Annotated in this window: 20 protein-coding genes and 2 riboswitches; of the genes, 2 read left to right on the top strand and 18 right to left on the bottom strand. The window is 44.9% G+C overall.

From position 1 onward, the window contains the following. Positions 1–68: 68 nt before the first annotated feature. The 9 genes from J0B03_RS11410 to nth all read right to left on the bottom strand — a co-directional run bounded on the left by J0B03_RS11410 (position 69) and on the right by nth (position 8,488). Positions 69–809, bottom strand: coding sequence for an AIR synthase related protein (locus J0B03_RS11410; protein WP_207299723.1), 741 nt, complete (start codon positions 807–809; stop codon positions 69–71). Continuing rightward, on the bottom strand, positions 796–1,404 hold the full coding sequence (locus J0B03_RS11405; RefSeq protein WP_207299722.1) for a histidine phosphatase family protein: 609 nt from the start codon (positions 1,402–1,404) through the stop codon (positions 796–798). Before J0B03_RS11405 ends, J0B03_RS11410 begins: the two co-directional genes overlap by 14 nt. 24 nt (positions 1,405–1,428) lie before the next feature. Continuing rightward, positions 1,429–2,148 carry an adenosylcobinamide-GDP ribazoletransferase gene (cobS, locus tag J0B03_RS11400; RefSeq protein ID WP_207299721.1) on the bottom strand — a complete coding sequence of 240 codons (720 nt, stop codon included), beginning with the start codon at positions 2,146–2,148 and terminating at the stop codon, positions 1,429–1,431. A gap of 9 nt (positions 2,149–2,157) precedes the next feature. Then, complete coding sequence (cobU, locus tag J0B03_RS11395) at positions 2,158–2,709, bottom strand: bifunctional adenosylcobinamide kinase/adenosylcobinamide-phosphate guanylyltransferase (RefSeq protein WP_207299720.1); 552 nt, start codon at positions 2,707–2,709, stop codon at positions 2,158–2,160. Between the two features lies 1 nt (position 2,710). Further along, positions 2,711–4,207, bottom strand: coding sequence for a cobyric acid synthase (locus J0B03_RS11390; protein ID WP_207299719.1), 1,497 nt, complete (start codon positions 4,205–4,207; stop codon positions 2,711–2,713). Further along, positions 4,204–5,460: an ABC transporter ATP-binding protein gene (locus J0B03_RS11385; protein ID WP_207299718.1), complete on the bottom strand. Its 1,257-nt coding sequence runs from the start codon at positions 5,458–5,460 to the stop codon at positions 4,204–4,206. Before J0B03_RS11385 ends, J0B03_RS11390 begins: the two co-directional genes overlap by 4 nt. A gap of 1 nt (position 5,461) precedes the next feature. Next, positions 5,462–6,490, bottom strand: a complete 1,029-nt coding sequence (locus J0B03_RS11380; RefSeq protein ID WP_207299717.1) for a FecCD family ABC transporter permease — start codon at positions 6,488–6,490, stop codon at positions 5,462–5,464. Between the two features lie 21 nt (positions 6,491–6,511). Continuing rightward, positions 6,512–7,474, bottom strand: coding sequence for an ABC transporter substrate-binding protein (locus tag J0B03_RS11375; RefSeq protein WP_207299716.1), 963 nt, complete (start codon positions 7,472–7,474; stop codon positions 6,512–6,514). A 162-nt stretch (positions 7,475–7,636) separates the two neighbouring features. After that, positions 7,637–7,811, bottom strand: a riboswitch (cobalamin riboswitch). A gap of 44 nt (positions 7,812–7,855) precedes the next feature. Then, positions 7,856–8,488: an endonuclease III gene (nth, locus tag J0B03_RS11370; protein ID WP_374058633.1), complete on the bottom strand. Its 633-nt coding sequence runs from the start codon at positions 8,486–8,488 to the stop codon at positions 7,856–7,858. A gap of 160 nt (positions 8,489–8,648) precedes the next feature. Between nth and J0B03_RS11365 the strand changes: the two genes are divergently transcribed. Then, complete coding sequence (locus tag J0B03_RS11365; RefSeq protein ID WP_207299714.1) at positions 8,649–9,548, top strand: DMT family transporter; 900 nt, start codon at positions 8,649–8,651, stop codon at positions 9,546–9,548. Positions 9,549–9,568: 20 nt separating this feature from the next. After that, complete coding sequence (locus tag J0B03_RS11360) at positions 9,569–10,870, top strand: bifunctional folylpolyglutamate synthase/dihydrofolate synthase (RefSeq protein ID WP_207299713.1); 1,302 nt, start codon at positions 9,569–9,571, stop codon at positions 10,868–10,870. Between the two features lie 51 nt (positions 10,871–10,921). Here the strand turns inward: J0B03_RS11360 and J0B03_RS11355 are convergent, their stop codons facing one another. The 9 genes from J0B03_RS11355 to J0B03_RS11315 all read right to left on the bottom strand — a co-directional run bounded on the left by J0B03_RS11355 (position 10,922) and on the right by J0B03_RS11315 (position 19,699). Next, positions 10,922–11,569, bottom strand: a complete 648-nt coding sequence (locus J0B03_RS11355; protein WP_207299712.1) for a TetR/AcrR family transcriptional regulator — start codon at positions 11,567–11,569, stop codon at positions 10,922–10,924. A 142-nt stretch (positions 11,570–11,711) separates the two neighbouring features. Continuing rightward, complete coding sequence (locus J0B03_RS11350) at positions 11,712–12,215, bottom strand: ECF transporter S component (protein ID WP_207299711.1); 504 nt, start codon at positions 12,213–12,215, stop codon at positions 11,712–11,714. Between the two features lie 11 nt (positions 12,216–12,226). Next, positions 12,227–13,276: a nicotinate-nucleotide--dimethylbenzimidazole phosphoribosyltransferase gene (gene cobT, locus J0B03_RS11345; RefSeq protein WP_207299710.1), complete on the bottom strand. Its 1,050-nt coding sequence runs from the start codon at positions 13,274–13,276 to the stop codon at positions 12,227–12,229. A gap of 111 nt (positions 13,277–13,387) precedes the next feature. Next, positions 13,388–13,555, bottom strand: a riboswitch (cobalamin riboswitch). Between the two features lie 19 nt (positions 13,556–13,574). Then, complete coding sequence (locus J0B03_RS11340; RefSeq protein ID WP_207299709.1) at positions 13,575–14,558, bottom strand: TIM barrel protein; 984 nt, start codon at positions 14,556–14,558, stop codon at positions 13,575–13,577. Continuing rightward, entirely contained in the window at positions 14,555–15,334 is a 780-nt protein-coding gene (locus tag J0B03_RS11335; protein WP_207299708.1) for a sugar phosphate isomerase/epimerase family protein, read from the bottom strand. Before J0B03_RS11335 ends, J0B03_RS11340 begins: the two co-directional genes overlap by 4 nt. An 11-nt stretch (positions 15,335–15,345) precedes the next feature. Beyond that, on the bottom strand, positions 15,346–16,269 hold the full coding sequence (locus J0B03_RS11330) for an amidohydrolase family protein (RefSeq protein WP_207299707.1): 924 nt from the start codon (positions 16,267–16,269) through the stop codon (positions 15,346–15,348). A 125-nt stretch (positions 16,270–16,394) separates the two neighbouring features. Continuing rightward, positions 16,395–17,249 (bottom strand): bifunctional 5,10-methylenetetrahydrofolate dehydrogenase/5,10-methenyltetrahydrofolate cyclohydrolase, encoded by an 855-nt coding sequence (locus J0B03_RS11325; RefSeq protein WP_207299706.1) that lies wholly within the window; start codon positions 17,247–17,249, stop codon positions 16,395–16,397. Between the two features lie 30 nt (positions 17,250–17,279). Next, a complete protein-coding gene (locus J0B03_RS11320; protein ID WP_445082443.1) occupies positions 17,280–17,906 on the bottom strand; it encodes a cyclodeaminase/cyclohydrolase family protein in 627 nt (208 codons plus the stop codon). A 119-nt stretch (positions 17,907–18,025) separates the two neighbouring features. Next, positions 18,026–19,699 (bottom strand): formate--tetrahydrofolate ligase, encoded by a 1,674-nt coding sequence (locus J0B03_RS11315; RefSeq protein ID WP_207299704.1) that lies wholly within the window; start codon positions 19,697–19,699, stop codon positions 18,026–18,028. Positions 19,700–19,710: the final 11 nt, after the last annotated feature.

Raw genomic sequence — 19,710 nt, 5'->3', positions numbered from 1 at the left:
ACATCTGATACCCGTATTCGCCTTCCCTTAAAACAAATAAAGACAAACCTTTTCGGCTTGTCTTCTCATCATCGAACGATTCCTGTCTTAATGGCTTGCAATTCGTGTTTTTGAAATGCGTCTTTCAACCGGTTTTCATTCCCGGCGATTAAAAAGCAGGTAGCAGGTCCCGCCGACCGCTCCAGCAGGTCCGACTCCACCTCTTCCAGCTGCCATTCTTTGGAATGGGTTCTCCCCATTTCCAACATTTCAGCTCTCACCCCTTTTGAACCAACCGGAAGAAGATCTCCGATCCACTCCAACTGGTTAAACAACGCCAGATGCTCCAGTGTTTTTATGTTTCCCAAGTTTTTCAGCACCTGATTTCCAACCAAAGGGATTCCGACCAGATAGCAGCTGTCTCCAGATTGAAGGATCCGTTTTTTTCGTTGTTTGATGGAGGCCACACCAAGAATGGTCATCCCCATGGCCGTCTGTCGAACCGGAATGTTGTCTTCCGTGCTCCCGGTGACCGGACAATGAGGATATCCGGATTCTTCCAATGCTCTTTGGATCCCTTTCAAGGCATCTTTCCCATACGGTTCCATGGAAAAACACAGATTGTCCACGACAAGGGTGGGTACTGCTCCATAAGCGAGCAGTTCTGCCAAAACGACCATAGCTGTGAAATAACCGGATATTTCGGCAGGACAGGAAACAAGATCCAGATCCATGGGTCCGATCCCTCCAAGAGAATCACAAGCCACCACCAGTTCCGAATGCTCATCCAACCTGGTACACTGCAAGTCTCGATATTTATAAAATTCCATGGCCGTCCACCATGCTGACCAAGCGATTCAAGGTCCCAAATCCATGTTCGTAGCGAATTTCCACCATACCTCCAAGGGGAATGAAAAAGTTCCATCGTTGGGTCACATCCAAGTCCAACAAGTGGGTGATCATGCTTTGGATGGGACCCCCGTGGCAAATCACCAGGATGGTTCCGTCCTTGTCTTTGAACTCATCTGCAAAAATCCCCACTCTTTTGTGGAATCCTTGAAGGCTCTCCCCTTCCGGTATCTTGTAATGGACATAATCCTTGTTCCACTCATCCCAGATCTCTTGGTGGGTTTCCGGTATGTTTTCCACCTTTTGATTTTCAAATACGCCAAAGTTGATCTCCGACAGCTCCGGACGGACCACTACCGGCAATCCATTGCGTTGACCAACCGCCTGGGCGATCTTGTTGGCCCGAGATATGGGACTGGAGTAAATGGCATCCACCTCCAACTCCGCAGCCAGCCGTTTGACCAGAACGTCAAATTGCTGGAGTCCTCTGGGAGTATACTGGGTCTCCGTTACACCGGCAAAGCGGTTTTCTACATTTCCCGTGGTTTCCACGTGCCTAACCAAATAAAATTTCATGATGAGCTCCTCTCACACGTTTCTTCAAACAATATAAAATGCAGCAACAAGAAAAATGGCCTGGGTCACTTCGATGACCATGCCGATGGTATCGCCGGTATTTCCTCCGATTTTTGAAACCGTCCACTTTGTCACGATAAACGTTCCCAAAAAAGCCAAAGCAACGGCACCGGCATGATAAAAGGAAGCAGGCAACGCCACTGCCACTGCCAAAACCCCTGCGAGAAGACCGTGGATAGGCTTGGTGTCGTCCATAAATCGGGCCCCCAGCTCTTTTTTCTCCTTGGCATATTCCGTCATGGATGCAGAGATCAAAGCTCCGCTGCGTCCCACTACCGGAAACAAGAATACCATCCACCAATCCGCATATTTCAAAAAGACGGTCAAAAGGGAAAACAACACCAGTATGCCAAGCACACCAAACGCACCCACTCTGCTGTCTTTCATGATTTCAAAAACCCGATCTTTGGGTCGATTGCTCAACAACCCATCCATACTGTCCATAAACCCATCGATGTGAAGCCCTCCGGACAACAAAATATAGGCCACCGCCAAGGTCAATCCCCGAATGTCATCTGGAACGCTTTTTAGGAGCCAAAAGAGACCAGCCAACACTCCTCCAATAAGGATCCCCACCACTGGGATCAGTCGCATGGAGGAAAAAAAATCGTCTTCTGTCACTTCACTTTTTAAATGTATGGGGATTCGGGTGTAGAAGCTGATCGCTACCAGTAGTTTTTTCATGTGATCATCCTACTTGATCTTCATTTCGATGCCGCTGACGACAAAATAGACTTCGTCTGCAGCTGCGGCCACCCGCTGGTTCATTCTGCCTGCGATGTCTCGAAAATAATTTCCCATTTTATAAGCCGGAACCAGACCCATGCCCAATTCGTTGGTAACGATGATCAGATCTTTCTCTTTCCCCAAGGCCAGAAGATCCTCTACATGATCATTGATCTGACGCTCCAGATCGTCTACGTCTTCCGGCTGGCATTCATCAAAATCCAAGCCGCTGTAAAACATCAGATTTGTGATCATGACCGTTAAACAATCCACCAAAAGCAAAGAACTGTTTTTATACGCTTCTGCTTCTTTGATCAAGGGAAAATCCTTCCACTGTTCGATCGTTCCCCAGCTGTCCGGTCGTTGTTCCCGATGCTTTTTGATGCGATGGGTCATCCCTTCATCAAAAGCGATGGATGTGGCAACATAGGCGACATCCGGTCTCATTCTGGCTATTTTTTCCGCATAGGTACTTTTCCCGCTGCGGGCTCCTCCTGTGATCATAATGATCTTTCCCATGCTAGACCTCCGTTCCTTTCATGATCCTTACTATGGCCTCCATATCCAAATGGTTTTCCAACAACTCCGCCAATTCGTCGTATTGTCTTTCTTTAAATGCAGCAAAACTCTCCACATTCACGCCCTCACTTAACCCTTTATTCCGTCGCAGGGTGCCTAAAATGGTTTTACGCGGTTCAATGTTGTCGAAAATTCCATGAAGATAGGTGCCCATGACCAGTCCGTCTTCCAGGCTGACACCATCGATTTCTCCGTTTTCCAACAGCACCAGGGGCTCATAGCATTGGTGAAAAGACGTCACTCCCATGTGGATCTCATACCCGGTCACGGCGCCATCGATCTTGGATCCTTGAAAGGATCCATTTATGCGTCCCTGCACTTGTACCGTCCGTTTTTTTTCAGATATGACGGTTTCAGCATCCACCAGACCCAGACCTTCCATGGTTTCTATGGCCGACTCATGGTTGTTGGAATCGGTGATTCGATTCCCCAAGATCTGATATCCTCCACAAATTCCAAAAATGGGAACTTTTTTGTCGTGGAGGGCGTGGATCTTTTCCACCATCCCCATCTCTTTCAAAAATACCATGTCTTCGATGGTATTTTTGCTGCCTGGTAGTATCAGCAGGTCCACATCATCCATTTCCTGGGCAGATTTAATGTATCGGACTTCTACATCCTCTTCCATCTCAAACGGAGTGAAGTCGGTGAAATTGGAGATGTGGGGAAGGCGAAGGACCCCTACTGTGATGTTTTTTTCTCCGCTGTGGGCAAAACGCATGGTAACGCTGTCTTCATCATCGATGTGCAGTCGAAAATAGGGAACGACTCCCAAACAGGGAACATGGATCAACGCTTCCAACATGTCGATCCCCGATTGAAGCAGGGTCACATCGCCGCGGAACTTGTTGATCACAAAGCCTTTGATCCGCTTTTGTTCTTCTTCCTGCAACAGCATGTATGTTCCATAAATGGAGGCGAACACGCCACCACGGTCGATGTCTCCGATCAAAATCACCGGTGCATCGCAAAGTTCCGCCATTCCCATGTTGACGATATCGTTTTCACGCAAGTTGATCTCTGCTGGACTACCCGCCCCTTCCAGGACGATGCAGTCCACATCTTTTTCCAATTTTCGATATGTTTCCAATACGATATCGGCCAATTGGGGCTTGAACTCGTGATACGTTGCAGCATCCATGTTTTTAAAAACCTCGCCTCGCAACACGACTTGAGATCCTACATCGGAGGAGGGTTTTAACAGGATCGGGTTCATTTCCACCCTGGGTTCAATGCGGGCAGCTTCCGCCTGCACCACTTGAGCTCGACCCATCTCCTTGCCTTCCTTGGTGATAAAGGAATTCAATGCCATATTTTGAGATTTAAATGGAGCCACTGTATAACCCCGATCGTTCAATATCCTGCAAACGCCTGCCGTCAAAACACTCTTTCCTACAGAAGATCCGGTTCCTTGAAACATGATGTTTGGTTTTCTCATAGTGCGTCTCCTTTGCATGCCAAGTCTATAAATTCATCGTACCCATCGATCCAATGAAATATTTTTTCTTCCTGGATCTGGTGAAGCAGTTCTGTCGCTTTCCCTTCGGTATAATCGAAACGACCTTCCCTTCGAATCATATAAATGGGACTGTTTGCTTCCAGCAAGACTTCCAGGTTTTTAACGTTACCGGTCCCGAAAGGAAGATCCGTGACCAATACATAGTCTGCCTGACGAATCAATTCTATGTTTTTCTTGTAGCCTTCCTCCGTGATATCGGAAAACGGTGGGCCTTCTGCCATGGATATGTTCATCATCTTGCACATTTCCCAGTCGCTGTCTCCTTGATTGATCACTCCACAGGACAAATGAACACCCAATGATTTCAGTCTTTCCAGGATCTGTTCACCACTGCCACCACCGGAAATGACATGGACTTGTATATTGGTATTGTCCAACCGGTCTTTGATGACTCGGATGGGTATAACTTCTCTTGTAGACAGCAAGTTGTTGTTTCGAACGACCATTTCCATGGCATAAACTTTCCCCAAATATTTTTCATCCACCACGTAATCCGGCGGGCCGTCTGCCAATACATTTTTATTGCTGAGCAGAATCAATCGGTCGCTGAATCGTGCAGCCATATTTATGTCATGCAAAACCGCAACAATAGTGGTATTGCGCTCTCGATTCAACCGCTTCACCAGCTCCAAAACCTCCAGTTGGTGATGTACATCCAGATGGGATGTGGGTTCATCCAATAAAATCAAATCCGCCTGTTGGGCAATGGCGCGAGCTATGATGATCCTTTGCCGCTCTCCACCGCTAAGTTCGTTGAACAAGCGATCCTTGAACTGCCAAGTGTTGGTCATCACCATGGCTTCATTCACAATATCATGATCTCTGGCAAGATTTTTTTCTTTGCCATATTGATGGGGATTTCGTCCCATCATTACAATATCGTAGGCATTAAAATCAAAATCGACGGTGAATTCCTGAGGAACAACGGATACCAGCTTGGCCCGTTCTCTTCGGGTCAATGTAGAATTATTGCGACCGTTAAGAAAAACATATCCTTCTTTCGCTTCCAAAATCTTTGTGATCACTTTTATCAAAGTAGATTTACCGGTTCCGTTGGGTCCAATGATCCCGACAAATTCCCCTTGATCGATAGACATGGTAAAGTTTTCTAAAACGGTGTGATCTCCGTAGGCAACTTTGACATCCTTCATTTCCAACAAGTTCTTCACCATGTTACACACCACTTTTCTTTCGTTTTTTCAAAAGATAAATAAAAAAAGGTCCGCCAAACAGAGATGTTATGATCCCTACGGGAATTTCCTGGCTCGTCAATGTACGGGCCAATGTGTCGCATATTATCATAAATAACCCGCCCACCACAAAGCTGTAAGGGATCAATCTCTTGTGCTTTGGTCCTGTCAAGATTCGAACTACATGAGGAACGATCAATCCAACGAATCCAATGATCCCCGTCACACTAACAGCTGCCCCTGTAATGATGGCTGTCACCAATAATACCTTTTTTTTCAACCGTTCTGTATCAACACCCAGTTGGGCTGCTGTATCTTCCCCCAAAAGCATGATGTCCAATTCCCGGTGTTGGGCATAAAGAATGACCACTCCTATTGCCATATACGGGAACACAATAAAAAGTTGACTCCAGCTTTTTGCATTGAAGCTTCCCATGGTCCAAAACACCACCCGATTTATTTCATCGGAAAAGATCATAAGCAATGATACGATGGCAGAAAGAAATTGTCCTATGGCGATCCCGCTCAATAGCAGCGTGTTGACCGGGACCTTGTTTCCCACCCTGGAAATGTTATAGACCAAGAATAAGGACAAGATCGCTCCGGCAAAGGCCATCAAAGCAATACTGTTCAATCCCAAAAATTGAAAGGAGAAGCGAAAGACGATCCCAATGGTCGCTCCTAATGCCGCTCCTGAAGAAACTCCTAAAATATATGGATCCGCCATGGGATTTTTAAACATTCCTTGATAAGATGCTCCACAGATAGCCAAGGTCCCTCCTACAAGAAGTGCCAACAGGACTCTGGGAAATCGAATGGACCAGACGATGGTCTGGGAGGAGTTTCTTATTCCTTCCAGATCCAAATCCAGCATGGGTACCCGGTCCAACAAAATCTTCATGGTATCAAGAAAGGAAATATCTGCTACGCCCAGTGTCGTTGCAGTGATCACCACAACGACACTCAGCAAAACAGTGCCTTTCCACAAATGCTTCTCTAAAAATTGCTCCATAGCGAATCCCCTATCATACACTTAGTTGAATTTTTCCGGATAAATGGCTTCTGCATAGAATCGAATGGTCTGACCTACCCGAGCGCCGGCCCGCGTCATGATATCATTGTCAGGACTTCCAGTTTCTACATTCACCACTTGGTTTTCCACAACAGCGGTGATCCCCTGCAGGGAATCTGCCATTGGTTCTGCTTCTCCACCACCCATGGTCACATTTCGGATATAGACTTCTGGATCTTTTTCCACGATGACTTCTTCACTGATTTGAGGCCATTCTCCTTCTCCATCTGCTGCGATATTGATGGCCCCCAATTCTTCCACTATTATGCTATCGATGAAAGAACCTGCTCCTGCAGAATAGTAGTAGCCCAGATCTACGAAAACGCGCTTCGGTTCCACATCGCCCAAGGCTGCCTTGACAGCTGTCCGTTCCGCTTCGATTTCTTCATTTACGGCTGCTGCTTCCTCATTCAAATCGAGGACTTTTCCCATCAACAAGATGTTCTCCTCGATTTGATCGACGGTCTGGCTGTCGGCCAAAACGATCACTTTGATGCCTGAAGCATCAAAAAGAGCTTGAGCTTCTTCCGGAACACCACCGCTGGAAAAAACCAGATCCGGTTCCAGATCCAGGATCAGCTCTGTGTTCGGATTGGTAAAGGTCCCGATCACTTGAATATTCGCCACTTCTTCCGGATAGTTGCAATATTCGGTTCGGCCGACGACTCGATCTCCGGCTCCGATGGCAAAAAGTGTTTCCGTCAAAGTTGGTGACACGGAAATGATTTTCTCGGGCATCGCTTCGATGGTGATCTCGTTTCCTGCAGTGTCTGTTACTGTCATGGGAAATGCAGTTAATTCTTCGGATCCGTTTTCCCCGTCATTGCCTCCATTATTGTCACTGCTTCCACTGCATCCTGCCATTACCATCATGAAAACAAGAGTTCCTATTAAAATTCCGCGTTTGATCATATTCTTTTTCATTTGTTATGTCTCCTTTTGATTTAGTGTAAACTCTACGCATATGCATTCTGCGATTTGTAATTTCTCTGCGACTTGTTGTCATTCAATAGTTCTTTGGCATAAAAAAACTCAGCCGTAAGCTGAGAATGTATTTAGACACATATACACAATCCTCCCCTCCGTAGGTAAAACTCGATCAAGGCAGGTCTCCTGACTCGTGCTTCGTCCTCCGTTCTCCTTCCCGTCTTTCAACAGTGGCTTTTTAGAACTTCGTCCACACTTACAGTAGCGGGGGCTGTAGTGGCTTTTCACCACTTTCCCTATTAAGTATCACTACACCTTGTCACCATATTCAATTGTTCATAGCTTATCATAATGCAGTTGTGATTTCAATGGTAAACTTTACAGATTCTTGTCTGGAAACATGCACAGATCCGATATTATGCAGGAACTGCATTTTGGACTTCTTGCGGAACAAATCTTTCGCCCATGATAGATCAGCCAGTGATGAGCGTCCGACCACATTTCTTTCGGAATGTTTTTCATCAGATCTTTTTCCGTTGCCAAAACATCTTTGGCATCTGCCAACCCGATTCGATTGGACACCCGAAATACATGGGTATCTACTGCTATGGCCGGAATTCCAAAGGCATTGCTTAAAACTACATTGGCTGTCTTACGTCCAACTCCTGGAAGTTTGATCAATTCTTCCATGCTTTGAGGCACTTGGCGATGGAAGTCGTCAAGCAGCATTTGGCTCAGTCCGATGATGTTCTTGCTTTTTGAATTGCTTAGGCCGCAACTTTTTATGATCTCACGAACTCCATCTACTCCCAGTTTCAACATATCTTCCGGTGTGTTGGCGACTGCATAAAGTTCTCTGGTGATCATGTTTACCCGAACATCTGTACATTGGGCAGACAATACAGTGGCCACCACCAGTTCAAAAGGCGTGGTAAAAGCCAGCATTGGTTTTGGATTTTCATACGTTTTGGATAATCGATTCAAAACTTCCGCCATGTTTTTTTTCGTCAATTTTTTCATTGTTGCCTTTTTCACTTCCCTTCGAGTTATGGATTCATTCTAACATGAGGGAAAATATCGTGCAAAGCTTTTGTGCCCCAGATGTTTTCCTGTATTCATCCAGGTGGATTTCTGTTATAATATGCTTTGATGTAGAACAGGAGTGTAGCTTATGAACAACAAAAAAATGTATTTGGCAGATGGTGCTCTGTTGCTGACTGCTGTCGTTTGGGGAAGCGGTTTTGTAGCAACTAAAAATGCCTTGGATCATTACAGCCCTACCGAGATCCTGCTTATTCGTTTTGGCATAGCAGCCATCATCATCGGCATCTTTTTCTTTCGAAAAATATTTCCCTTGAAAAAAAATGAAATCCTGGCTGGAATGGTCATCGGGGTTTTTCTGTTTTTGGGATTTGCCTTTCAAACTGCAGGACTGCAATACACCCTGGCAGGAAAACAAGCTTTCTTGACTGGAACCAATGTTATTATGGTACCTTTTTTGTTTTGGTTTATAAAAAAAGAAAAGCCGGATCTTTTCAATCTGACCGCAGCACTGATGATGTTTGCCGGCATCGCGTTTTTGACTTTGGATTTCACGAATAATCTCTATTTGAACAAAGGGGACGGACTTACGCTGATCTGCGCATTTTTCTTTGCCTGCCACATTCTGTCCATCGGTTTTTTTACAAAAACTTATGACCCTATCAAACTGACCTTTGTCCAGTTTGCCACTACTTTTTTGCTCTCCGGCATTTGGCGGATTTTTACGGGAGAAGGAATGTTCCGTATTCCCACCCAATATTGGGGAGATGTGCTGTTTTTGGGGATCTTCAGTACTTTTCTTGCTTTTTTACTGCAAAACGTGGCCCAAAAACACACTACTTCCACCCATGCCGCGGTATTGCTTTCTTTGGAATCGTTTTTCGGCAGCATTTTGAGCATACTGTTGCTTGGAGATGTTTTTTCACCAAAGATGGTTTTGGGTTCCATCATCATATTTGCAGCCATCATTACTGCTGAAACGAAATGGAACTTTCTCCCTAGTCGCAGACTGGGTGAAAGTCTGGAATAGACAAATGAAAGGAGTCTCCCATGAACTATCAAGAAGCATTAGACTATATCTCTGAAACCTATAAATTCGGTGTCAAATTAGGACTGGAAAACATTCGTATCCTACTAAATGAACTTGGCGATCCGCAAGACAAAATGAAGTACGTCCACGTAGCCGGTACAAACGGAAAAGGATCTACTGCCCACATGATCCATTATACCTTGAAAGAAAGCGGATACAAGACTGGTTTATTCATCTCGCCATTTTTGGAAGAGTTTACAGAACGGATCCAAATCGACGGTGTAAAAATCGACAAGGACCGCTTGGGTGAAGTGACTTCCACTATCAAGGATGCCGTAGGCCGCATGATGAAAAACGGTCATCCGTCTCCATCGGAATTTGAAGTGGTCACAGCCATCGGTTTCCAATATTTTTATGAAGAAAATGTGGAGATCGTTGTGCTTGAGGTTGGAATGGGCGGTCGTCTCGATGCAACCAACGTGATCAAAGCACCTGAAGTATCCATTATCACCACTATAGGCATGGACCACACGGATTACTTGGGGGATACCGTAGAAAAAATCGCCTTTGAAAAGGCGGGTATTATCAAGGATGGCTGTCCTGTTGTCATCTATCCTCAGGAACAAAGTGTTATGGACGTATTGATCCAGGAGTGCGAAAAGAAACAGGCACCCTATCGTATCCCTGATTTTGGTTATGTCACATCCATCCGTTCTGACTTGTCCGGACAACTTCTTCGCTATTCCAACGAAAAGAGTCCGTGGCATTCCATGGAATTCAAACTTCCTTTGCTTGGGGATCATCAGATCTACAACAGTACAGTAGCCTTGTCCGCTTTGGAAGTTTTAAAGGAAAAAGGATTTGCCATAACGACAGATGCCGTCCAAAGAGGAATGGACACCTTGAAATTCACCGGACGCTTCGAAAAGATTTCAGAGGATCCCCTGGTGATCATCGATGGTGCTCACAACGTTAATGGATTTGAGGCATTGGCAAAAACATTGGACAAGTATTTGAATCGAAAACTGAATGTGGTCATCGGAATATTGGGAGACAAGGACTATGACACCATGTTGCGGACCATCCTCCCTTATGTGGAGAAATTCTATACAGTCACACCGGACAGCGATCGGGCTTTATCCGCAGAGGCGCTGGCCAGCTACATAGAAACGGAATTAAGTGCTCCAGCTCTCCCTTTGGCCGATGCCATGGAAGGAGCAAAACTTGCCTTGTCTGCCCCAAAAGAGGAGGCCACCCTGTTTGTCGGGTCCCTGTACATGATCGGGGAAGCGAGAACCGCATTAAAAAGTTTACTGGCATAAAAAACAGCCACTTCGCAGGATCTGTGAAGTGGCTTGCTTTATCCTTTTTATTTACACCAAAAATTTGATGGCACTGTAATCGTACGCTTCTTTAAACTCTTGGTATTGTCGGTGGTAATCTGCTATGGTTTCCGAAGGGATCCCAAATAGGCGTCCAGTCAATGAAGAAAGTTTCTTCAGCAGGTAGTCCAGATCCACATCCAAATGACCCTCACAGTAGTTGAGCAACAATTCTCTTCTCGCACCAAACTCCGAGATCATCAGGCAGTCGATATCCGTTTGATCGAATTCCAACTCAAACTCCTTGGCGATCATTTTGTAGATCCTCTCCACGCTGAAACTCAACGATCGGAAGTTGGACTTGTTCCGAAGCACTTCGTAAAAGAATTTACGGTTGTGGGTATCCGTCAATATGATTTCGTAATAGATTGCCGTCACGATGTACAATTTCAAGTACGAATTTTTTTTGACGTTCAAGCGATTATTGACAAACTCGTGGATCAGCAAGTAGAACTTGGAATTGATCTCCAGAACGATATTGTCTTTTGTTTTGAAGTAATATGGAATCAACCCCAAAGGGATGCTGGCATTGTCAGCGATCTTTTGTACAGTAGACTTGGTGTACCCCATCTCATAGAACATCTCCTTAGCTACCCGGATGATGTTTTCTTTTGTTTCAAATCCTTTTTTATATCTCATTGATCCGTTCCTTTCATTTTACGTTTTCTTTATACACAAACATATTTACCTTTTTTTTTGCTTAATAAACATTTTAACATAGAATTTAAAAATTCTATAGGTATTTCATTGTTTTTTTGTAAATGAAGGGAACACTAAAGTATTACTTAAGCTTAACTTCTTTTAATACTCCTCTTTTTTCCAAGGCCAATGCCAGTATTCCGGCCAAACCGACGTTTACTGCGCTAGCTAAAGTAAGCGGTCCTATCAGCGCCAGAAACATGGCTTGCCACTGGGGTACGATGCCTGCCCATTCCATGGCAACCACCGACAACAATGTTGCAACAATGCCGTTTAGAAAAACTGCCAACCCAACATTTCCGATCCAGGGAAGTTTTCCGTATCCTTTTCCAAATGTCCAGCAAATAACAGCCATGGTCACTGCAATGACCAAATGGATGATCATAGTGAACGGGAATCCTGAAGTCAATGCTGTCAGCATATGACCAAGGAATCCAACCAATGCACCTGGTATGGGACCCAGCACTGCAGCTGCCAAAAATGCGGGCAATGCATCCAGCGCAATGGAATATACCAGTTTGATCTGCGCTCCTACAAAGGACATGGCAACAAATAATGCGATCAATACCATTTTTTTCGTATTCATCCCAGTCACCCTCAAACCACATCAATGCCGGCTTCAGCATATGTTCCCATATTGTTGACCATGGATATGGCTGCATCGACGACGTTGAAGGCCAATGCAGCACCGCTGCCTTCTCCCAGTCGCATGTCCATGTAAAGGTAAGGCTTGAATCCAATAAGCTCCAGTCCCTTTTGTGCACCTTTTTCTGCGGAAGCATGAGAACAAATCAAATAATCATTGACGCAGGGATCCATTTTAACGGCAATAGCCGCGGCGGCACTGGAAATAAAACCGTCGATCAGCACCGGTACTTTTTTACTGGCTCCGGCAAGCATGGCTCCTGCCATTGCCGCAATCTCCAATCCTCCAACTTTATACAATACATCTATTGGGTCTTGCGGGTCTGGTTGGTGCTTTTCAATGGCTCGTCGGATCACTTCCGATTTTTTATCCAAAAGATCAGAACTCAAATTGGCGCCAATGCCGGTGACCTCCTGGGGATCGATATTCCCAAATACACTGAAAATAGCGGAGCTTGGAGTTGTGTTTCCAATGCCCATTTCTCCGGTTGCCAAAACGTTATATCCCTTGTCGATCATCTCCAAAGCCGTTTCCATTCCGATCTCCAATGCTTGAACGGCCTCTTCCCTGGTCATGGCTGTTTCCTTGACCATGTTTCCCGTTCCAAATCGAACCTTTTTGTTGCGCACGTTGGGGTTATCCAAAGTCGCATTGACTCCCACGTCCGTAACGATCACGTCGGCACCGGCTTGTCGAGATATGGCACCAACACCGCTTTTCCCATTCGCTATAAAATTGGTCATCAATGCCGTTACCGGTTGTGGTGCACTGGTGATGCCTTCTTCACAGATCCCATGATCCCCTGCGAACACCAGCACCGCCTTTTTTGTCGGCTTGTTAAACAGTTCCGGATCGATTCCAGCCACTTGCACGGCAATGCCCTCCAGCACACCCAGGCTTCCCATAGGTTTGAGCAAACCATCTACATACTCCTGCATCTGGGCTTTTTGACTTTCGTCCACCTTTTCGATGTTTTTCAGTACCTTTTCCATGATTTTCATTTTCTTACCTCCCGTTATTGTGTTTTCGAACCACTGGGGTCAGCTCCAATGGACGGCAATAAAAAAAGTTCACGATCTCATAAAAATAAGACCGTAAACTTTGCCATCATTTACGCTGACAGAACACAGGCAGGTCTCCTGACTCGGTTTCATCGCTCCAATGTCCCTTCCCGTTTCCGGTGGATCGACATCTACTCAACCTTACAGTGGCGGGTCCGTCCGGAATTTTCATCCGGTTCCCTATTCTCCCTAGCGGGCACCTGTACTCTTATATTGAATTAATGACATTATATCAAATTTATAAAGAAATTCCAAGTACTTGATGTTGAAACAAGATCATTTTTGTCAAAGAATCTCGATCTTCCGGCAAAAATTCATACACCAGAAAGTCCGGTTGGATCAATGCTATAATATCCCTTATGGATCCATGTCCAAAGGGAGTATGTTGGTCGATGTTGCCTATATGCTCTCTGGCATGACCCAACATATCCCAATAATCATCGCAGCAGCGCATTTCTTCCAATCGTTTTCCATGATCTTGCGAAACATACTGCCCCGTCAAGGCCTGATTCAAATGGATGCCTCGAATATATGGGATCATTGACTGGTTCTGTTTCAATACTTCCAAAATATAAGCTCCCGCTTCTTCCAGATCCCGCAATAAGGGATTGGTTATCATCAAGTGTCCGATATCCAGCATGAATCCTTTGTTTGGATAATGGATCTTTTCAAAAAATGCTGCTGTTGCTTCCGGATCTTTAAAATTCAACCCAGGCCACCATAAGTTCTCGAAGAGCAAAGCAATGGCAGGATCCATTCCTTCCATGGTTGCATTGATGAACTCTGCGGTTGCGTCAAGCACTTCCTCGTCGGAATACTTGAAATCCCATGTATATGTGTCCTCCACTTCCACATGGGACACATGAACGACCGCATACTCCATCTTCAATTCCAATGCCGTTTTTAATTCCTGTTGGTATTTTTTGATCAACACAGTCGGATCGAAATCACCATAATAAAATGCCACATTCTCCATATTCAGAAATTGTTTTTTCAATGCTTCTTTGTTGCCCCGCCAAAAATCAAGCCACGTGGGCCAATAAGTCATGTGGATCCCTACGGCCAGTTCCTGGGGAATATTGTCAACATTATAGTCTTGATGAAAAATCAATTCCGTCCCATCCAATTTCATGTCTTTCAAATAAGTAGCAAGTTGATGCCAATCGTTGTGAAACCAATTTAATTTACTTTCGTGATTCACCATGTTCATGAGAATTTTCATTGGCCCGTCACCAATTTTCTCATTTGTTCATATGCTTTCTTTAAAAATTCATCCGGGTCTTCCATTGATTTGATGCTACCCACCAATTCCATGGAGGCATACTCCAAATCGGTTTTTTTGAGTAAAATTTTCAACTTATCCCAATCAACTTCTCCATCACCTGGAATCCAGTGGCGATCCTTCTCCATGTCATTATCCGAAAGATGGGTAGTGAACAACCGATGGCTCCAATTTTCCAGCAGCATCCCCTTCGTTTGACCGGCGAGCCAATCATGGGACGAATCATAGCAAAGACCGAAATGATCCGATTGGAGTTGCGTCAATAAACCATCGACCAGATCTGCATCCCTGGTGTTTTCCACCGCAATGCGAACGCCCAATTTTGTTCCGTATTCCCGAAGTTGCATAAATGAATCAAGACCCTGTGAAAGAAGTTCCTTAGGACCGTCAACATCAGTAACATGCATGACCATGACCGGGATCTTGAATTGACTGCATTGATCCAAATATCCCATATACCTTGCTATCGTTTTGTTTCGGACGGTCTTTTCTTCCGACCAAAGATCATTGACGTCTTGATATGGTGTATGGATGTTTTCAAAATAAAGGCCTTCCGATCGGACCATTTGAGGCATCTTTTCCTTCTTAATGATCTTAGGGTATGTTTCATCTTCCCACCATAGAGACACTCCATCAAACCCGGCACGTCGAATGGATTCCAATCGTTCTTTCAATGGCTGAACAAACCCATACCAGGAAAATATGCTGTTTTTCATTATATGTCCACCTAACTTTCTTCCACTACCAGCGCTTCCGCCGATAAAGCCTCTTCTGGTTTGATACCCAAGGCTTCCAGACCATTGTCGTATGCCAGTTTCATCAAATCTCTTTTTCGGATCCCAGCTTTATTCAGGTATATCAGCTCATCAAAAAATCCGGACCCATGATACACTTTATATGCTCCTGCATCACTCCCTACAGCAATTTTCACACCCATATGATGAGCTTCATATACTTTTTCGCATTGGTTTTCAAAAATTTTCCGGATGACTTTCCGCTCCGTTTTGTAACGTTCATCCATGGTATACACTAAATTGCCCAAGGGCGCCAAGGTTGGTACCCATATGGTGTTGGTCTCTTTCATGCGATGAAGAGCTTCCGCCGACAAATAGTATCCGTGTTCGATGGTGTCGGCTCCGCAGTCCAATGCCATGTCCACTCCTTGCGCCGTATTGACATGGACCATGACTTTTAAACCGTAATGATGGGCCAGATCCATCAAGTATTGAAACTCTTCCCTGCTAAAACCGATATCTCCAGCAACTCCATACTCATCAAAAGACATCATTCCACTTAGCGCAACCTTAATAAAGTCTGCTTTCTTTTCCAAAAGGTCTTCCATGCACCAACGGATATCTCCCTTGTCCTGTACCGGTTGCCCGATCAGCTTACCGTAATACCCTTTTTTGTAGAGTCCATAAACAGGCGTTTTATAGATGATCCCCTCATCCCTGGCAACAGATCTGGCCAACTCATAAAGTCCAATGCAGTCGCCGCCGTCTCTTACCGCCAGGATCCCCCGCTCACGGTAGGCTCTAAAAGTCTTTTGAACCAGAGATCTTGCCACAGAATAGTCTTCCAGTAGTTTTTCACGATAATTTTTTGCGTCGTCTCCGTTTAAAGAAATATGTACATGAGCATCGATAAACACTGTCATCATCCTATCTTAAAAAAAGCTTCCTACTGTTAGGAAGCTTTTAGTTTCATCGACCTCACAGAATGCAGGTCCTTTTCTTTACATCATTCTTGCAGCTTGCTTCCTGTGATCGATCGTTCTTATAGTCCGTTTTGTTGTTTACAAGCTTTAACTACATGCTTTGCTAAAACGGAAGTGGTAACAGAACCTACTCCTCCTGGTACTGGAGTGATCATGGATGCTTTATCCACGATGTTGTCAAAATCTACGTCTCCACACATTTTTCCTTCTTTGTCTACGTTGATTCCAACATCCACTACAATGGTTCCTTCCGATACCCAGTTTTCTTTAACCAGTCTCGGAACGCCTACTCCAACAACAAGGATCTCTGCTTGTCTTGCCCATTTTGAAGAGTCTTTTGTTTCGATGTGGCAAATAGTCACTGTTGCCATTTCATTCAACAACAATTCAAATACCGGTCGTCCAACAACATTGGAAGCTCCAATGACGACGCAGTCTTTCCCTGTGGGATTGATCTCATAATGCCGAAGGATTTCCATTACTGCCGTGGGAGTACAAGGTGTCAAACCGGTTTTGTCTCCAACATTCATCTTTGCCACGTTGATGGGGCTGAAGCAGTCAACATCTTTCTCCGGTGCGATGACATATTGAATGGCATTCTCATCTAATTGTTTCGGTAAGGGTCTGAAGATCAGAATACCGTGGGTCGCGGGATCTTCATTTACTGCTTTCAATTCTTTTACGAAATCTTCTTGAGTGATCTCTGCATCCAATTCTTTTACTTCCACGTCGATATTGCATGCTGCCATTCTCTTCAATGCTCCACGTTCATACGCTAAGTCACTAGGTTGCGCACCAACACGTACAATGGTCAGTTTTGGCACAATGCCTTTTTCTCTTAATTCGTTCGCTTGCTGTAATGTTTCCTCTTTCAAGCTTGCTGCTACCAGTTTACCGTCTAATAATTGTCCCATTCTAATCCTCCTATTTTTCGTTTCTATAATTTATTTAGAAAGCATCGCTTCCACTTGTGCATATACTTCGTCGGCGATGGCTGTTCCTTTCCCGACCAAAGGTTTTACTTCTTCATTGATTTGTTTGACGTAGTCTTCACTTTTGATCATGTTGATGTTGATGACCACGTTGATCCAACCACTGATCAGTGCTGCACGCAGACATTGAACTCCAACGCCCACATCACTAATTGCCAGTTTCGATCCTTTATCCACCAATTCCTGGTGCAGCAAAATGGCTTCGTAAGATTTTTTTACGATATCTACGGGAACTTGACATGCTTGAATCAAGCATTTTTCCAAGGTTTCTTCCTTGATTTTCTGCTGCTCTTCTGTCTCTTTTGGCAAGCCGTAGGCTTTAGACAGTGGCAGGAAATTTTCTGCATCCAGATCTACCATCGCCAACAAGTCGTCCTGCAGTTTTTGTGCTTTGGCCATGATCTCCTTGTTGATTTCCTCATACTCCGCATACTTTTTCTTGCCCAACGTCAAATTCACAACCATGCTGGCCAATGCAGTACCAATGGCTCCTACCAATGCTGCGGCACCGCCGCCACCTGGTACGGCATCCTTGGATGCGAGACGCACTGCAAAATCTGTACAAGAACCTTCTACCATTTTCACGGGATCACTCTCCTTACCATTTAAAAAGGCTTACACCATAGGAAGTACACTAAGGCGTATACGATTGGTGTAAGCCATTTATTTATCTTTTGCTTTTTCTACAGTCTTTGGATTTAGAACAATCCTGCAATCACGCCGTCAGCATCTACATCGATTTTCTCTGCAGAAGGAACTTTTGGCAAACCAGGCATTTTCATGACATCACCAGTCAGAACTACAATGAATCCTGCACCGGCAGACACTGTCAAGTCACGAACTGTTATTTCAAATCCGGTCGGTCGACCCAATTTGGTTTGATCGTCTGTCAAGGAATACTGGGTCTTGGCCATGCAAACCGGGAATTTGTCGAATCCAAGTTTTGTAAAGTTGGCCATTTCTTTTTCTGCTTTTGCAGTAAAGTTTACGCCATCTGCACCGTAGATTTTTGTAGCGATCTTCGTGATTTTTTCTTTAATGGAATCTTCTACGTCATATGCATATTCCATGTTGTTTTCTGTTTCTGTCAAGCGGATCAATTCTTTTGCCAGTGCTTCTCCACCAACGCCACCTTTGCCCCATACTTCGGACAATGCTACGTTTACGCCCAATTCACGACACTTGTCTTCTACCAATTTCAATTCAGCATCGGTATCGGTTGGGAATTTGTTGATGGCTACAACAGCCGGTAATTTGAATACTTTGGTGATGTTTTCCACATGCTTGAGCAAGTTCGGAAGACCTGCTTCCAATGCTTCCAAGTTCTCCGGACCCAGATCCGCTTTTGGAACGCCACCATTGTATTTCAATGCTTTAACTGTAGCAACGATAATAACAGCATCCGGTTTGATGTCTGCCATTCGGCATTTGATGTCAATAAATTTCTCAGCACCAAGGTCGGCACCGAATCCAGCTTCTGTAACAACATAGTCTGCATAATTCATGGCAAATTTTGTTGCCAATACAGAGTTGCAACCATGTGCGATGTTTGCGAATGGTCCACCATGGATGAATGCAGGAGTTCCTTCCAGCGTTTGAACCAAGTTTGGCTTCAATGCATCCTTCAACAATGCAGCAACTGCGCCTTCTGCTTTCAAGTCTCCAGCAGTGACCGGCTCGCCTTTTCTATTATAAGCGACAACGATTCTTTTTACTCTTTCTTTCAAGTCGATGATGTCATTGGACAAGCAGAAGATTGCCATGATTTCGCTTGCTACTGTGATATCGAATCCATCTTCTCTAGGTACACCCTGTGCTTTACCACCCAAACCATTGACGATGTTTCGAAGTTGACGGTCGTTCATGTCGACTGCTCTTCTCCAAACAACTCTTCTGGTATCGATGTCCAGCGTGTTTCCTTGGTATACGTGGTTGTCCAGCATGGCGGCGATCAAATTGTTTGCGGCGCCAATAGCATGGAAATCTCCCGTAAAGTGCAGGTTGATGTCTTCCATCGGTACGACTTGTGCGTATCCTCCACCAGCAGCTCCACCTTTAACTCCAAATACTGGTCCCAAGGATGGCTCTCGTAATGCAACCATAACGTTTTTACCCAATTTTGCCAATGCGTCTGCTGCCCCAATAGTCGTTGTGGTTTTTCCCTCACCAGCCGGTGTCGGGTTGATGGCAGTTGTCAAGATCAACTTGGCTTTTCTACCAGAAGGTTTTTTCAGCAGGTTGATGTCCACCTTTGCCTTGTGCTTACCATAAAGGTCCAAGTCGTCTTCTGTCAAACCCAGCTTCGATGCGATCTCTCGGATGTCTTGCGGCGTAGCTTCTTGTGCGATTTCAATATCACTTTTAAAACTCATGCATAATCCTC

It is taken from the genome of Alkalibacter rhizosphaerae, from assembly GCF_017352215.1.
Classification (GTDB): domain Bacteria; phylum Bacillota; class Clostridia; order Eubacteriales; family Alkalibacteraceae; genus Alkalibacter; species Alkalibacter rhizosphaerae.
This window is presented reverse-complemented; position numbering and strand designations above follow the sequence as displayed.

Excerpts from the sequence above, each read along its gene's own strand:
- J0B03_RS11410 (WP_207299723.1), bottom strand. The coding sequence starts at position 809 with ATGGAATTTTATAAATATCGAGACTTGCAGTGTACCAGGTTGGATGAG.
- J0B03_RS11405 (WP_207299722.1), bottom strand. The coding sequence starts at position 1,404 with ATGAAATTTTATTTGGTTAGGCACGTGGAAACCACGGGAAATGTAGAA.
- cobS (WP_207299721.1), bottom strand. The coding sequence starts at position 2,148 with ATGAAAAAACTACTGGTAGCGATCAGCTTCTACACCCGAATCCCCATA.
- cobU (WP_207299720.1), bottom strand. The coding sequence starts at position 2,709 with ATGGGAAAGATCATTATGATCACAGGAGGAGCCCGCAGCGGGAAAAGT.
- J0B03_RS11390 (WP_207299719.1), bottom strand. The coding sequence starts at position 4,207 with ATGAGAAAACCAAACATCATGTTTCAAGGAACCGGATCTTCTGTAGGA.
- J0B03_RS11385 (WP_207299718.1), bottom strand. The coding sequence starts at position 5,460 with ATGGTGAAGAACTTGTTGGAAATGAAGGATGTCAAAGTTGCCTACGGA.
- J0B03_RS11380 (WP_207299717.1), bottom strand. The coding sequence starts at position 6,490 with ATGGAGCAATTTTTAGAGAAGCATTTGTGGAAAGGCACTGTTTTGCTG.
- J0B03_RS11375 (WP_207299716.1), bottom strand. The coding sequence starts at position 7,474 with ATGAAAAAGAATATGATCAAACGCGGAATTTTAATAGGAACTCTTGTT.
- J0B03_RS11365 (WP_207299714.1), top strand. The coding sequence starts at position 8,649 with ATGAACAACAAAAAAATGTATTTGGCAGATGGTGCTCTGTTGCTGACT.
- J0B03_RS11360 (WP_207299713.1), top strand. The coding sequence starts at position 9,569 with ATGAACTATCAAGAAGCATTAGACTATATCTCTGAAACCTATAAATTC.
- J0B03_RS11355 (WP_207299712.1), bottom strand. The coding sequence starts at position 11,569 with ATGAGATATAAAAAAGGATTTGAAACAAAAGAAAACATCATCCGGGTA.
- J0B03_RS11350 (WP_207299711.1), bottom strand. The coding sequence starts at position 12,215 with ATGAATACGAAAAAAATGGTATTGATCGCATTATTTGTTGCCATGTCC.
- cobT (WP_207299710.1), bottom strand. The coding sequence starts at position 13,276 with ATGAAAATCATGGAAAAGGTACTGAAAAACATCGAAAAGGTGGACGAA.
- J0B03_RS11340 (WP_207299709.1), bottom strand. The coding sequence starts at position 14,558 with ATGAAAATTCTCATGAACATGGTGAATCACGAAAGTAAATTAAATTGG.
- J0B03_RS11335 (WP_207299708.1), bottom strand. The coding sequence starts at position 15,334 with ATGAAAAACAGCATATTTTCCTGGTATGGGTTTGTTCAGCCATTGAAA.
- J0B03_RS11325 (WP_207299706.1), bottom strand. The coding sequence starts at position 17,249 with ATGGGACAATTATTAGACGGTAAACTGGTAGCAGCAAGCTTGAAAGAG.
- J0B03_RS11320 (WP_445082443.1), bottom strand. The coding sequence starts at position 17,906 with ATGGTAGAAGGTTCTTGTACAGATTTTGCAGTGCGTCTCGCATCCAAG.
- J0B03_RS11315 (WP_207299704.1), bottom strand. The coding sequence starts at position 19,699 with ATGAGTTTTAAAAGTGATATTGAAATCGCACAAGAAGCTACGCCGCAA.